Origin of the sequence: Kitasatospora paranensis (assembly GCF_039544005.1) — a bacterium.
GTDB lineage: Bacteria > Actinomycetota > Actinomycetes > Streptomycetales > Streptomycetaceae > Kitasatospora > Kitasatospora paranensis.
Map to the genome: position 1 here is coordinate 3,493,377 of NZ_BAABKV010000001.1, position 14,263 is coordinate 3,507,639.

Annotated in this window: 13 protein-coding genes and 1 pseudogene; 3 read left to right on the forward strand and 11 right to left on the reverse strand. The window is 72.8% G+C overall.

Annotated features, from left to right (window positions below):
• Positions 1-126 precede the first annotated feature (126 nt).
• Entirely contained in the window at positions 127-648 is a 522-nt protein-coding gene (locus ABEB13_RS16830) for a GtrA family protein (protein WP_345706166.1), read from the forward strand.
• Positions 649-659: 11 nt separating this feature from the next.
• On the opposite strand, the gene ABEB13_RS16835 is transcribed toward ABEB13_RS16830, so the two are convergent.
• Entirely contained in the window at positions 660-1,901 is a 1,242-nt protein-coding gene (locus ABEB13_RS16835) for an ATP-binding protein (RefSeq protein ID WP_100889911.1), read from the reverse strand.
• Between the two features lie 18 nt (positions 1,902-1,919).
• Positions 1,920-2,594, reverse strand: a complete 675-nt coding sequence (locus ABEB13_RS16840) for a response regulator transcription factor (RefSeq protein ID WP_100889910.1) — start codon at positions 2,592-2,594, stop codon at positions 1,920-1,922.
• 330 nt (positions 2,595-2,924) lie between these two features.
• On the opposite strand from ABEB13_RS16840, the gene ABEB13_RS16845 reads away from it, so the two are divergent.
• On the forward strand, positions 2,925-4,433 hold the full coding sequence (locus ABEB13_RS16845; RefSeq protein WP_345706168.1) for a peptide MFS transporter: 1,509 nt from the start codon (positions 2,925-2,927) through the stop codon (positions 4,431-4,433).
• 82 nt (positions 4,434-4,515) lie between these two features.
• Here the strand turns inward: ABEB13_RS16845 and hutI are convergent, their stop codons facing one another.
• The 9 genes and pseudogenes from hutI to ABEB13_RS16890 all read right to left on the reverse strand — a co-directional run bounded on the left by hutI (position 4,516) and on the right by ABEB13_RS16890 (position 13,600).
• Positions 4,516-5,682 (reverse strand): imidazolonepropionase, encoded by a 1,167-nt coding sequence (gene hutI / locus ABEB13_RS16850; protein ID WP_345706169.1) that lies wholly within the window; start codon positions 5,680-5,682, stop codon positions 4,516-4,518.
• A gap of 49 nt (positions 5,683-5,731) precedes the next feature.
• On the reverse strand, positions 5,732-7,084 hold the full coding sequence (locus tag ABEB13_RS16855; protein WP_345706170.1) for a formimidoylglutamate deiminase: 1,353 nt from the start codon (positions 7,082-7,084) through the stop codon (positions 5,732-5,734).
• Positions 7,072-8,259, reverse strand: a complete 1,188-nt coding sequence (locus ABEB13_RS16860) for an allantoate amidohydrolase (RefSeq protein WP_100892808.1) — start codon at positions 8,257-8,259, stop codon at positions 7,072-7,074. The genes ABEB13_RS16855 and ABEB13_RS16860 overlap by 13 nt, the downstream gene beginning before the upstream one ends.
• Positions 8,260-8,270: 11 nt before the next feature.
• Entirely contained in the window at positions 8,271-9,926 is a 1,656-nt protein-coding gene (gene hutU / locus ABEB13_RS16865; RefSeq protein ID WP_345709700.1) for a urocanate hydratase, read from the reverse strand.
• Between the two features lie 182 nt (positions 9,927-10,108).
• Positions 10,109-10,735, reverse strand: coding sequence for a CE1759 family FMN reductase (locus ABEB13_RS16870; RefSeq protein ID WP_345706171.1), 627 nt, complete (start codon positions 10,733-10,735; stop codon positions 10,109-10,111).
• Positions 10,732-11,828, reverse strand: a pseudogene (locus ABEB13_RS16875) (LLM class flavin-dependent oxidoreductase). Before ABEB13_RS16875 ends, ABEB13_RS16870 begins: the two are co-directional and overlap by 4 nt.
• A 64-nt stretch (positions 11,829-11,892) precedes the next feature.
• Positions 11,893-12,195, reverse strand: coding sequence for an SHOCT domain-containing protein (locus tag ABEB13_RS16880; RefSeq protein ID WP_345706172.1), 303 nt, complete (start codon positions 12,193-12,195; stop codon positions 11,893-11,895).
• A gap of 76 nt (positions 12,196-12,271) precedes the next feature.
• Positions 12,272-12,625: a hypothetical protein gene (locus ABEB13_RS16885; RefSeq protein WP_345706173.1), complete on the reverse strand. Its 354-nt coding sequence runs from the start codon at positions 12,623-12,625 to the stop codon at positions 12,272-12,274.
• Between the two features lie 105 nt (positions 12,626-12,730).
• Complete coding sequence (locus tag ABEB13_RS16890) at positions 12,731-13,600, reverse strand: MurR/RpiR family transcriptional regulator (RefSeq protein WP_345706174.1); 870 nt, start codon at positions 13,598-13,600, stop codon at positions 12,731-12,733.
• Positions 13,601-13,882: 282 nt separating this feature from the next.
• On the opposite strand from ABEB13_RS16890, the gene ABEB13_RS16895 reads away from it, so the two are divergent.
• Positions 13,883-14,257, forward strand: coding sequence for a hypothetical protein (locus ABEB13_RS16895; protein WP_345706175.1), 375 nt, complete (start codon positions 13,883-13,885; stop codon positions 14,255-14,257).
• The last annotated feature ends 6 nt before the right edge of the window (positions 14,258-14,263 follow it).

The window sequence follows — 14,263 nt, forward strand, 5'->3', positions numbered from 1 at the left end:
GTAGCCTGAGTGTCCGGGCCTTCGCGTGGTACCGCATGCTCACGTGCGTACACGAGGCGCCCGTTCGCGCTGCGCCCGCGCGGGCTGTTCGTTCGTCCTCCCGCACGCCCCCCAGGAGACACCCGGATGACTACCACCACCGCTCCCAAGCCGTCGCTGGTGCAGCGTCTGCGCGGCATGTCCGGGGAGGTGGTCAAGTTCGGCATCGTCGGCCTCAGCGGCGTGGTGGTCAACTTCCTGGTCTTCTGGGTCTGCATCAACGGGCTGGGCCTCGCCTCGCTGCGCTCCAACGTCGCGGCGACGCTGGTGGCCATCGCCACCAACTACCTCGGCTACCGGTACTGGCTGTACCGCGACCGCGACGCCGCCTCCCGCAAGCGCGAGATCACGCTGTTCCTGGTGTTCAGCGGCGCCGGCATGCTGATCGAGACCGGCGTGCTGGCCTGCTCGGTGTACGTGCTCGGCCTGGACACCCACATCGAGCAGATCGCGGCCAAGCTGGTCGGCCTGGCGGTCGGCACGGTGTTCCGCTTCGTCTCCTACCGCACCTGGGTGTTCAAGGCCCTGCCGGAGCCGGCCGAGCCGGCCGAGGTCGTCGCGGAGGCCGAGCTGCTGCTGGCCTCCGAGGAGCGCCAGTTCGCCAAGTAGTCCGCTGAACCTCAGCGGGCCTGGCTGCCGTTGAGGAAGAGCGCGAACACCGGCGGCCGCAGGGACAGCAGTTCCAGTCGGCCTCCGTCGGCCTCGGCGAGGTCGCGGGCGACCGCGAGGCCGATGCCGGTGGAGTTGCGGCCGCTGACCGCCCGCTCGAAGACCCGGTTGCCGAGCTCGGGCGGCACGCCCTGCCCCTCGTCCTGGACCTCGGCGACGACGGAGGAGCCCGTCCGCCGGATCCGCAGGGTGATGTTGCCGGCGCCGTGCATCAGCGAGTTCTCGATCAGGGTGGCGAGCACCTGGGCCACGGTGCCGGGAGTGCCGAGCACCGCGGTGCCGCGCAGGCCCTCGATGGACAGCCGGCGGCCGCTCTCCCGCATCGACGGGCCCCACTCCTCCACCTGCTGCTTGATCACCTCGTCGAGGTCGAAGGCGACCGCGGTGGGGCTGGTGGGGTCGCGCTGGTTGGTGAGCAGGCGCTGGACGACGTCGGTGAGCCGCTCGACCTGCTGGAGGGCGATGCTCGCCTCCTCCTTGACGGTGTCCGGCTCCTCGGCGAGTGCGGTGATCTCCTCCAGCCGCATGGAGAGCGCGGTGAGCGGGGTGCGGAGCTGGTGCGAGGCGTCGGCGGCGAGCCGGCGCTCGGCGGTGAGCATCCGGGCGATCCGCTCGGCGCTGACGTCCAGCACTTCGGCGATCCGGTCGAGCTCGGGGACGCCGTAACGGCGGTCGCGGGGGCGCGGGTCGCCGGAGCCGAGGCGTTCGGCGGTCTCCGCGAGGTCGGTGAGCGGGCGGGCGAGCCGCTTGGCCTGCCAGACGGCGAGGGCGACCGCGGCCTGCACCGCGAGCAGGGCCACGACGCCGAGCAGCAGCAGCATGTTGCCGATCTCGTGGTCGACGTCGGCCCGGGACTGCACCACGGTGACGCTCTCGCCGTTGGCGCCCTCCTCGGTGGCGGTGATCGCGGCGCCCGTCACCGGCCGGCCGGCCGCGATCTCGGCCTGGCCGGGGATCTGGACGGTGACGAAGGAGCCCTCGGGGACCTGGGCGGCGAACTTCTCGCCGGTGACCGGCTCACCCGCGGCGAGCCGGTTCTCCACCAGTCCGAGGACCCTTACGGCGGCGGCGTCGACGCGGTCGTGGGCCGCGTTGACGATGCTCTGCTTCTCGATCAGGGCCAGCGGCACGCAGAACACCGCGACCACCACCAGGACGACGCCCAGCAGCGAGTTGATCATCCTTCGCTTCACGCTGCCGGACGCCCCTGGTCAGTTCTTCTCGAAGCGGAAGCCCACGCCGCGCACGGTGGCGATGTAGCGGGGGTTGGCCGCGTCGTCGCCGAGCTTCTTGCGCAGCCAGGAGATGTGCATGTCGAGGGTCTTGGTCGAGGTCCACCAGGTGGTGTCCCAGACCTGGCGCATGATCTCCTCGCGGGTGACCACCCGGCCGGCGTCCCGGACGAGCACCCGCAGCAGCTCGAACTCCTTGGCGGAGAGCGTCAGCTCCTCCTCGCCGAGCCAGGCGCGGTGCGACTCGATGTCGATCTTGACGCCGTGCGCGCCGGTGGTGAGCTGGTCGACGTTGCCGCGGCGCAGCAGGGCCCGGACCCGGGCCAGCAGCTCGGCCAGCCGGAACGGCTTGGTGACGTAGTCGTCGGCGCCCGCGTCGAGGCCGACCACGGTGTCCACCTCGTCGGCGCGGGCGGTGAGCACCAGGACGGGGCAGCTGCGGCCGTCGGCGCGCAGCCGTCGGCAGACCTCCAGCCCGTCCATCTCGGGCAGCCCGAGGTCGAGGACGATCAGGTCGACCTCCTCGGTGAGGCCGGCCGCCAGTGCGGTGGGGCCGTCGTCGCGGACGAGCACCTCGTAGCCCTCGCGGCGCAGCGCGCGGGCCAGCGGTTCGGAGATTGCCGGGTCGTCCTCGGCCAGCAGCACACAGGTCATGGGGGTGATGGTAGTCCGCCCCGATCGTTCCGAGGGGGCTGTGAACTAGTTCACAGCCGTGCGCCCGGCCTGCGCGGGGCGCCGTGTCCATGTCTCCACAGGTTTTAGGTCGTCCCAGCGGAGATCCTGCCTTTTGATCTTCGGTTCGAAGGAACTTTTCCGGGGGTACCATGGAAATGCATGTCAAGGGTCGGCGGCACTTTACTCGGACAATACCGACGACTACGCATTTGTCAGACGATGTCATGCAATCAGCGCCGTACAGTGGTCCGGTCCCCGCCCGTCATCACCCCCTCGACGGACGAAGTCAGGCAAGGAAACCCACCACCTATGGCGACTACCACCCTGGACGCCGGCGTACGGCCGGCCCCGAACAGTGGCAAGACCTTCTTCGGGCACCCCCGAGGGCTCGCCACCCTCTTCATGACCGAGATGTGGGAGCGATTCAGCTTCTACGGCATGCGTGCCCTGCTGGTGCTCTACATGACGGCCGCCACTACCGACGGCGGCCTCGGCATGAAGATCGCCGTGGCGACCGCGGTCTACAGCGTCTACAACGCGATGGTCTACCTGCTCGCCCTGCCGGGCGGCTGGATCGCGGACCGCTTCCTGGGCGCCCGCAAGACCGTGGCGCTCGGCGGCGTGATCATCATGATCGGCCACTTCATGCTGGCCGTCCCGGCGTCGTTCTCGTTCTTCGGCGGCCTCGGCTTCATCGCCCTGGGCTCCGGCCTGCTCAAGGCGAACATCTCGACGATGGTCGGCCACCTCTACGACGGGCCCAACGACCCGCGTCGCGACGGCGGCTTCACCATCTTCTACATGGGCATCAACCTCGGTGCCTTCGCCGCCCCGCTGGTCATCGGCACGGTCGGCCAGAGCGTCAACTGGCACCTGGGCTTCGCCCTCGCCGGCGTCGGCATGGCGCTGGGCCTCGGCCAGTACCTGCTCGGCACCCGCCACCTCAGCGCCCGCAGCGACGAGGTCAGCTCGCCGATCCCGGCCGCCGAGAAGCAGGCCGTCCTGCGCAAGGCCGGCCTGTGGCTCGCCGTCGCCGCCGTCTTCTACGGTGTCGTCGCGCTGACCGGCCACTTCACCATCAACTGGGCGATCTGGCCGCTGTCGATCGCGGGCATCGCGATCCCGGTGTTCGTCTTCGCCCGGGTGAAGCGCGACAAGGACCTGGACGCCGCCGACCAGTCCAAGATGAGCGGCTACATCTGGTTCTTCGTGGCCGCGGCCGTGTTCTGGATGATCTACGACCAGTCCGGTTCGACGCTGAGCGTCTTCGCCGAGGACAGCACCGCCTCCACGCTGTTCGGGTTCAACTTCCCGTCCAGCTGGTTCCAGTCGCTGAACCCGCTCTACATCATGGCGCTGGCCCCGGTCTTCGCCTGGCTCTGGGTGGCGCTGTCGCGCCGCGGCAAGAACCCCAGCACCACGATGAAGTTCGCGATCGGCCTGCTGATGATCGGCGCGTCCTTCCTGGTCATGATGCTGGCCATGGCCGCCGCCTCCGGCGGGGTCAAGGTCACCCCGCTGTGGCTGGCCGTGGTGTACCTCGTCCAGACCGTCGGCGAGCTGACGCTCTCCCCGGTCGGCCTCTCGGTCACCACCAAGCTGGCGCCCGCCAAGTACGCCAGCCAGATGATGGGTGTCTGGTTCCTCGCGGTCACCGCCGGTGACTGCGTGGCCGCCATCTTCCAGCTGGCCCTCGGCGACGACGTGGTCGGCAGCACCGGCTACTTCGCCTTCCAGGGCGCGATGGCGATCATCGCCGGTGTCGCCCTCGCGATGTACCGCAAGCGCGTCATCCGCCTCATGGGCGACGTGCACTGACCGTCCGCGACGTGCACTGACACCACGCACGAGGCCCGGCACCCCTGGGGGTGCCGGGCCTCGTGCGTGGCCGGGTACGGGCTCAGACGGCCCGCACGCCCGCACGCCAGACCGCCGCCGTCAGCGGGACGCCCGGCCGGTAGGCCAGGTGCACGTGCGAGGGCGCGTCCAGCAGCAGCAGGTCGGCGCGGGCCCCGGGGGTCACCACCCCGACGTCGGTGCGGCGCAGCGCCCGGGCGCCGACCGCGGTGGCGGCGTGCACCGCCTCGTCCGGGGTCATGCCCATCTCGCGCACCGCCACCGCGATGCAGAACGCCATCGAGCTGGTGAAGCTGGAGCCCGGGTTGCAGTCGGTGGACAGCGCGACCGCGGCGCCCGCGTCGATCAGCCGGCGCGCGTCGGGGTAGGCGGCGCGGGTCGAGAACTCGGCGCCGGGCAGCAGGGTCGCCACGGTGTCGCTGCCCGCCAGGGCGGCCACGTCCTCGTCGGTGAGATGCGTGCAGTGGTCGGCCGAGGCCGCGCCGAGCTCCACCGCGAGCTGCACACCCGGGCCGTGGCCCAGCTGGTTGGCGTGCACCCGGGGGACGAGCCCGCGCTTGGCCCCGGCGGTGAGCACCGCCCGCGCCTGGTCGCCGTCGAAGGCGCCGCGCTCGCAGAAGACGTCCACCCAGCGGGCGTGCGGCGCGCAGGCGTCCAGCATCTCGCCGGTGACCAGGTCGACGTATCCGGCCGGGTCGTCGGCGAACTCCGGGGCCACCACGTGGGCGCCCAGGTAGGTGGTCTCCGGCGTGTGCGCGGAGGCGATCCGCAGCGCCCGCGCCTCGTCGGCGACGGTCAGGCCGTAGCCGGACTTGCACTCGATCGTGGTGGTGCCCTGGCGCAGGGCCTCGGCGACGAAGCGGGCCAGGTTGGCGTCGAGTTCCGCGTCGGTGGCGGCCCGGGTCGCGGCGACGGTCGTCCGGATGCCGCCGGCGCTGTACGCCTGGCCGGACATCCGGGCGTTGAACTCGGCGGTGCGGTCGCCGGCGAACACCAGGTGCGCGTGCGAGTCCACGAAGCCGGGCAGCAGGGCCCGGCCCGCCGCGTCGAAGGACTCGTCGGCGGCGGGCGCGGCGGGGGCCGCACCGACCCAGGCGACCCGGTCACCGTCCACGACCACGGCCGCGTCCCGGAGGAGGCCCAGCGGGCCCTCACCGAGCCCGGGGTCGTTGGTGACCAGGCTGCCGATGCCGGTGATCAGGAGACTCACGGCGCAGGGACCTTTCGTTGTCGGAGCAGTGGACCTGCGGCGGCCGCCGTCAGGACAGGAGCGCCTCGACGGCGGTGCGCAGCGCCCCGGCGACGTCGGGGACGAGCGTGTGGACGCCGTCGGCGACGATCTGCCGCCCGCCGACCACCACGTGCCGGACATCGGCGGCGGAGGCGGCGAACACCGCGGTCTCGGCGCCGAGGGCCGGCCGCGGGCCGGCGGTGCGGACGCTGTCCAGGGCGACCGCGGTGAAGTCGGCGAGCGAGCCGGCCTCGATCCGTCCGGCCTCCGGCCAGCCGAGCGAGGCGTGGCCGTCCTCGCTCCCGGCGCGCAGCAGCGCGTTGGCCGTCCAGTGGCCGCGGGTACGGGTGGCCAGCCGTTCGTTCAGCTCCAGCGCGCGGGCCTCCTCGAACGGGTCGATCACCGCGTGGCTGTCGCTGCCGAGGGTGATCGGGCAGCCCGCGCTCGCCAGCCGGCGGGCCGGGCCGATGCCGTCCGCGAGGTCCCGCTCGGTGGTGGGGCACATGCAGATGGCGGTGGAGGACTCGGCGAGCAGCCGGACGTCGTCGTCGGTGAGATGGGTGGCGTGCACCGCGGAGGTGCGCCGGCCCAGCACGCCGTGGTCGGCGAGCAGCCGGGTCGGGGTGACGCCGTGCGCCGCGAGGCAGGCCTCGTTCTCGGCGGTCTGCTCGGAGAGGTGGACGTGCAGCGGGGCCGTGCGCACGGCGGCCCAGTGCGCGACGGTGCCGAGCTGGTCGGCGGGGACGGCCCGGACGGAGTGCACGGCCGCGCCGATCCGGGCGTGGTCGGCGGGCTTGAGGTCGTCCACGCGCTGCGCCCAGGCCTCGGCGTCGCCGTCGCTGAACCGCAGCTGCGGCTTGGTGACCTCGGCGCCGAAGCCGGAGGACAGGTAGCAGGTGTCCAGCAGGGTGATCCGGATGCCGGCCCGGGCGGCGGCCTCGACGAGGGCGCGGCCCATCGCGTTGGGGTCGGCGTAGCGGCCGCCGCCGGGCGCGTGGTGCAGGTAGTGGAACTCGCCGACCGCGGTGATCCCGGCGAGCGCCATCTCGGCGTAGACGGCGGTGGCGAGCGCGAGGTAGCTGTCCGGGTCGAGGGCGCCGGCGAAGCGGTACATGGTGTCCCGCCACGTCCAGAAGGTGCCGGAGCCGACCTGGACGGTGCCGCGCAGCGCCCGGTGGAAGGCGTGCGAGTGGGCGTTGGCCTGGCCCGGCAGCAGCAGGCCGCCGAGCCGGACGGCGCCGGCCGGGCAGGGCCCGCTCTCCGGGGTGACCTTGGCGATCCGGCCGCCCGGACCGACGGTGATCAGCACGTCGCGCTCGACCACCGACCCGTTGGCGTGCGGCAGCCAGGCGTACTCCGCCCAGTACGTCAGCCCTGACATGCGAGGTCCTCCAGTACGTCGGCGAGTGCGGCGACGCCCGCGAGGCAGTCCGCCTCCTCGGCGAACTCGGCCGGGGAGTGCGACACACCGGTGGGGTTCCGTACGAACAGCATGGCGGTCGGGATCCGGGACGCCAGGATTCCGGCGTCGTGTCCCGCACCGGTGGGCAGCACCGGGACGCCGCCCAGCGTCTTCGCGAGCCGGTCGCGCAGCGGACCGTCGAAGTCCACCACCGGGGTGTACGACTCCCGGGTCAGCTCGACCCGGACGCCGTCACGGTCGCCGCGCTCGGCGGCGGCCTGCCGGATCTCCTCCACCACCTGCTCCAGGGTGGCCTCGTCGGCGGCGCGGGAGTCCAGCCAGCCGCGGACGAGGGAGGCGATGGCGTTGGTGCCGTTCGGCTCGACCGCCACCTTGCCGAAGGTGGCCAGGGCGCCGGCCAGTCGCGCCTTCTTGCGGGCGGACAGGACGGTGGTGGCGTAGGTGAGCATCGGGTCCCGGCGGTCCTCGATCCGGGTGGTGCCGGCGTGGTTGGCCTCGCCGTGGAAGTCGAACCGCCAGCGGCCGTGCGGCCAGATCGCGCTGGCCACACCGACGGGGTGCTCCTCGGCCAGCGCCCGGCCCTGCTCGACGTGCAGCTCGACGAAGGCGCCGATCCGGGCCAGCCGGTCGTCGTCGGGGCCGATCGCGGCCGGGTCGTGGCCGGCCTTCTCCATCGCGTCGGGCAGCCGCACGCCGTCGGCGTCGCGCAGCTCGTACGCCTGCTCCTGCGACAGCACGCCAGAGCTCAGCCGGGAGCCGATGCAGGCGACGCCGAACCGGGCGCCCTCCTCGTCGCCGAAGTTGACGATCGCCAGCGGCCGGGCGAACTGCGCGCCGCGGGCGCGCAGTTCGTCCAGTGCCGCGAAGGAGGAGACCACGCCGAGCGGGCCGTCGTAGGCGCCGCCGTCCGGGACGGAGTCCAGGTGGGAGCCGGTGACGACCGCGCCGCCGGCCTGCGGGTCGCCGAGCCAGGCCCACTGGTTGCCGTTGCGGTCCAGCTCGTAGGCCAGGCCGCGGGAGCGGGCCTGCTCCTCGAACCAGGCCCGGCACTCGGCGTCGGCGGAGTTCCAGGCGAAGCGGCGGTAGCCGCCCGAGGAGGCGGAGCGGCCCACGGGGAGCAGCTCCGCCCACATCTGCTCGAAGCTCACAGCTCACCCATCGGGACGCGCACGCCGCGCTCGTCCGCGACCTCGACGGCGCGGTCGTAGCCCGCGTCGACGTGGCGGATGACGCCCATGCCCGGGTCGTTGGTGAGCACCCGGCGGATCTTCTCGCCGGCCAGCGCGGTGCCGTCGGCGACGGTGACCTGGCCGGCGTGGATCGAGCGGCCGATGCCGACGCCGCCGCCGTGGTGGATGGAGACCCAGGACGCGCCGGAGGCGACGTTGACCATGGCGTTGAGCAGCGGCCAGTCGGCGATCGCGTCGGAGCCGTCGAGCATGGCCTCGGTCTCGCGGTACGGGGAGGCGACCGAGCCGCAGTCGAGGTGGTCGCGGCCGATCACGATCGGCGCGGACAGCTCGCCGGAGGCGACCATGTCGTTGAAGCGCTCGCCGGCCTTGTCGCGCTCGCCGTAGCCGAGCCAGCAGATGCGCGCCGGCAGGCCCTGGAAGTGCACCTTCTCCTGGGCCATCTTGATCCAGCGGTGCAGCGACTCGTTCTCCGGGAAGAGGTCGAGCACGGCCTTGTCGGTCTTGTAGATGTCCTGGGCGTCGCCGGAGAGCGCGGCCCAGCGGAACGGGCCCTTGCCCTCGCAGAACAGCGGCCGGATGTACGCCGGGACGAAGCCGGGGAAGGCGAACGCCCGGTCGTAGCCGGCCAGCTGGGCCTCGCCGCGGATCGAGTTGCCGTAGTCGAAGACCTCGGCGCCACGGTCCTGGAAGCCGACCATCGCCTCGACGTGCTTGGCCATCGACTCGCGCGAACGCTGGGTGAACTCCGCGGGCTTGGCGGCCGCGTAGTCGGCCATGTCGTCGAAGGCGACGCCGATCGGCAGGTAGCTCAGCGGGTCGTGGGCGCTGGTCTGGTCGGTGACGATGTCGATCGGGGCGTCCATCGCCAGCAGCTGCGGGAACAGCTCGGCGGCGTTGCCGAGCAGGCCGATGGAGAGCGGCTGCTTCTTGTCCCGGGCCTCGACGGCCAACTGGAGTGCGTGGTCCAGGTTCTTGGCCTCGACGTCCAGGTAGCGGTGCTCGATCCGGCGGGAGATGCGGGACGGGTCGCAGTCGATGCAGATCGCGACGCCGCCGTTCATCGTGACGGCGAGCGGCTGGGCGCCGCCCATGCCGCCGAGGCCGGCGGTGAGGGTGATGGTGCCTTCGAGGGTGTTGTCGAACTTCTTGGCCGCGACGGCGCCGAAGGTCTCGTAGGTGCCCTGGAGGATGCCCTGGGTGCCGATGTAGATCCAGGAACCCGCGGTCATCTGGCCGTACATGGTGAGGCCGAGCGACTCCAGGCGCCGGAACTCCTCCCAGTTCGCCCAGTCGCCGACCAGGTTGGAGTTGGCGATGAGCACCCGGGGCGCCCACTCGTGGGTCTGCATCACGCCGACCGGCCGGCCGGACTGGACGAGCATCGTCTCGTCCTGCTTCAGGGTCTGCAGGGTGCGGACCATGGCGTCGTACGAACGCCAGTCGCGGGCGGCCTTGCCGGTGCCGCCGTAGACGACCAGCTTGGACGGGTGCTCGGCAACCTCGGGGTCGAGGTTGTTCATGAGCATCCGCAGGGCGGCCTCCTGCTGCCAGCCCTGCGTGGTCAGCTGCGTCCCACGCGCCGCGCGAACCTCACGCGGACCGCTCACCTGCTCCACCATGCTCCGGCCTCCTTGCGGATGAATTCATTCAGGCTTACCGAGACTGAATATATCCAGTCATCCCGCGGGAAGCCAGACCTCTTCACCATCGGAACAGGAACGGCCCCGCCCCGCGCGGTGGCGGAACGGGGCCGGACGGGCCCGGGCGGCGCGTCGGGACCGTCTCCGACTCAGCCGACCCGCAACGCGGCGAGCTGGTCGGCGAAGGGGACCACCTCGGCTTCCGTGCGCTGCCGGGGCGGCCGGGCGGTGAGCAGGCCGGCGAGTTCGTCGGCGGCGCGGGCGATCCGGGGGCCGAGGCCCTCGGTGGCCGCGTCGCCGCCCGGCCCCCAGTCCTCGGAGGCCGCGAAAACCGCGGTCGGCACCACGACCGCCCGCAGGTGCGCGAAGAGCGGGCGCATGGCGTGCTCCAGCGCGAGCGAGTGCCGGGCGGTGCCACCGGTGGCGGCGACCAGGACGGGCGTGCCGCTGAGCGCGTCCCGGTCCAGCACGTCGAAGAAGGACTTGAACAGGCCGCTGTAGGAGGCGCTGAAGATCGGCGTCACGGCGATCACCGCGTCGGCGGCGGCGACCGCGTCGGTCGCGGCCCGCAGCCCCGGCCCGGCGAACCCGGTCACGAAGTTGTTGGCGATCTCGGTGGCGAGGTCGCGCAGTTCGACGGTCTCGACCTCGACCGGCCGACCGCCGCCGGCCAGTTCGGCGCGGACCTGCTCGGTGAGGCGGTCCGCGAGCAGCCGGGTGGCGGACGGCTCGCCGAGCCCCGCGGACACGGCGACGATCCTGATCGGGGCGGTCATCGGGCCTCCTGGAGTGTGGTGGCGTCGCGGCGGGCGAGCAGCGAGGCGTGGGTGGGGGCGTCGGGGACACCGGCGGGCCGGTTGCGGGCGAACTCCTTGCGCAGCACCGGGACGACCTCCTCGCCGAGCAGGTCGAGCTGTTCGAGGACGGTCTTGAGCGGCAGGCCCGCGTGGTCGACGAGGAAGAGCTGGCGCTGGTAGTCGCCGAAGGACTCGCGGAAGGTCAGGGTCTTGTCGATCACTTCCTGCGGGCTGCCGACCGTCAGCGGGGTCTGCTCGGTGAACTCCTCCAGCGACGGCCCGTGGCCGTACACCGGGGCGTTGTCGAAGTAGGGACGGAACTCACGGACGGCGTCCTGCGAGTTGCGCCGCAGGAAGACCTGGCCGCCGAGGCCGACGAGCGCCTGCTCCGGGGTGCCGTGGCCGTAGTGGGCGTAGCGGGTGCGGTAGAGGTCGACGAGCTTCTGGAAGTGCTCCTTGGGCCAGAAGATGTTGTTGGCGAAGAATCCGTCGCCGTAGTAGGCGGCCTGCTCGGCGATCTCGGGGCTGCGGATCGAGCCGTGCCAGACGAACGGCGGGACGCCGTCCAGCGGGCGGGGGTGGCGGTGAAGCCCTGGAGCGGGGTGCGGAAGCGCCCCTTCCAGTCGACCACGTCCTCGCGCCACAGCTGGTGGAGCAGGGCGTAGTTCTCGATGGCGAGCGGGATGCCCTGGCGGATGTCCTGGCCGAACCAGGGGTAGACCGGGCCGGTGTTGCCGCGGCCGAGCATGAGGTCGACGCGGCCGTCGGCGAGGTGCTGGAGGGTGGCGTAGTCCTCGGCGATCTTCACCGGGTCGTTGGTGGTGATCAGCGTGGTGGAGGTGGAGAGGATCAGCCGTTCGGTGCGGGCCGCGATGTGGCCGAGCAGCGTGGTCGGGGAGGACGGCGTGAACGGCGGGTTGTGGTGCTCGCCGGTCGCGAAGACGTCGAGGCCCACCTCCTCGGCCTTGAGCGCGATCGCCACCGTCGCCTTGATCCGCTCGTGCTCCGTCGGCGTCCGACCGGTGGTCGGGTCGGCCGTGACGTCGCCGACGGTGAAGATCCCGAACTGCATTGCGCTCACTCCCCATGTCGTTCACGTTTCAACTACATCGCCATGAACCACCCCTTCGCACGCGCTATTCCCCGGGTCGGCCGGGCGGACGGGCGCCCTCCCGGAGCGCCGCCAGCCGCGTCCGGTACTCGTCGACCTCGATCTCCCCGCGGGCCAGCCGCTCCGCGAGCAGTTGCTCGGCCCCGGACGGCGGCGCACTCCCCCAGTGCGGGGCCGGTGGCCCGCCGCCCCGCCCGCCGCCCCGCGCCAGCACCCGCCACAACAGCACCAGCAGACCCACGAGCAGCAGCGCGAACAGCAGCATCGTGATCCCCGGCAGTACCCATCCCCAGCCGCCGCCGTGGCCGCCGTGCCAGTGGTACCGCATAGCGCTCACCTGCCCGGGGGCCCGAACGGGCGCCGGTCCCCCTGCCTCCAGTGTGCGCCGAACGGGCGACGGCGGCTCAGGCGGCCGCGTCGCCGTCCCAGTCGATGCCGATGCCGGCCAGCCAGGCGCGGTCGTCCGCGTCCGGCCCTGCCGCGTCCGCGGCGGCCTCGCGGGCCGACGGCTCCCGGACGGGCCGCGACGGCGGACGCGGGATCTCCTGGATCGGCCCCAGGCCGTACCGCTCGGCCGCGCCCTCGGCCGCGCCCTCGGCCCCGTCCGCCTCGGTCACCCCGATGTGCACGGCGCTCTCGTCCCCGGCGTCGATGACCCGCAGCTGCGGATCGGGCGGGCAGCGCAGGGCGATCCTGCGCCCGCAGGCGGGGCACGACCACTCGTCGGCGCCGTCGGCCAGTCTCGCGGTTCTCACCATCTGATGGATGACGCGCATCTCGGGCACCCCCGTCCGGCCCGGCACCGGGCCCTGAGAGAGGGATGCCCGCTGAAGGGCCGTCGGCAACACGGCCGCCGCCGGCTCCTACTCCAGGAACAGCCCGCGGGCCGCCGCCGACTGCTCATTGGCCTCCAGCTTGGCCTCGGCGCCCGGGAGTTCGTCGCACATGGTCTGGAGCAGCACCCGGCCCAGCATCATCGGCGCGCAGGCGGTGTCGAAGACCAGCCCGGTGCCGACCGCGGCCGGCAGCATCAGGTCGGACAGTTTGGCGACCGGCGCGAACGCGCTGTCGGCGACGGTGACCACCGTCAGACCGCACTCCCGGGCCGTCAGCAGCGCGTCCATCAGCTCCCGCGGGTAGCGCGGCAGCGCGAAGCACATCAGCGCCGTGGCACCGGCGGCCGCGGCCTGCTCGATCCGGTCGGCGAGCATCGAGCCGCCCTCGTCGAGCAGCCGGACGTCCGGGTGCACCTTGGCCGCGAAGTACGCGAAGCCGTGCGCCTGCGCGGACGCCGCCCGCAGGCCGAGCACCGGCAGCGTCCGGGAGGCGGCGAGCAGCCGGGCGGCCCGGACGATCGGCTCGGGGTCGGCCAGCAGCTCGGCGAGGTGCCGCAGGTGCTCGATCTCGGCGAGGACGGCCTGCTGGTGCTCGTTGCGGACGGCGTCGGCGGGGCTCTCCACCGCGGGCGGCTCGCCGCCGCCCAGCTCGCGCAGCTGCCGGCGCAGCGCCGGGTAGCCGTCGTAGCCGAGGGCGACCGCGAAGCGGGTCACGGACGGCTGGCTGACCCCGGCGAGCTCGGCCACCTCGACACTGGACAGGAAGGGCGCCTGGGTGGCGTGCCGGACGAGCGCGTGGGCGATCCGCCGCTGCGTCGGGGTGAGCCGGTGGCCCTCGAAGAGCTGGAGCAGACGCGCGGAGGGGCCGACGGTGCCGGTCTCGTCCAGGGCTGTCATCGGCGGTACCTCCGAGCTCGGGTGCGGCGCCCACCGCTGGCGGCGGAGGCTGGGACGACTGTGGCGCAGTCTTGGCAGGTGGGCAACGGCGTTTCGCCCTGCGGGACGCGCCGACGGCCGCCCCCGCGATCACCGCACCGGTCGTGGCCGAACGGACCGGCGCCCGCCGAGGCCCGATCCGAGGGCCGGCCCTCGGGGTGACCCTGAGGTCTCCCTGAACCTTCCCGGAAATCGCGTCGCAACGGTGGACCGCCACCGCACCGGGCGAGGACGCTGATGGCCATGGACCTTCGCAAGGACGACCTGGCCCGCGACCTCGACGCCGCCCTGCAGACCCGCAAGGAGCTCGGCAAGGAGTACGAGAACGAGGTCGTCGACTCCTTCCTCGCCCGGATCGACTCCCGGCTCGACGCCCGGGTCGAACAGCGCGTCGCCGAACGGCTGGGCGAGGCCGGGGCCGAACGGCCGCGCGGCAACCCGCACACCAAGATCCAGGTGCTGTCGCTGGTGATGGGCATCCCGCTGTCCGGCGTCGCGGCGGGCACCGCCGGACTGGCCGGGCTGGTGGTCTGCTGGGCCGGGATCGTCGGCATCAACCTCTCCTCCGCGCTGGCCGGCCGCGGCCGGGGACAGCAGCGGCGGGACGGGTGGGGCTGACCCCAC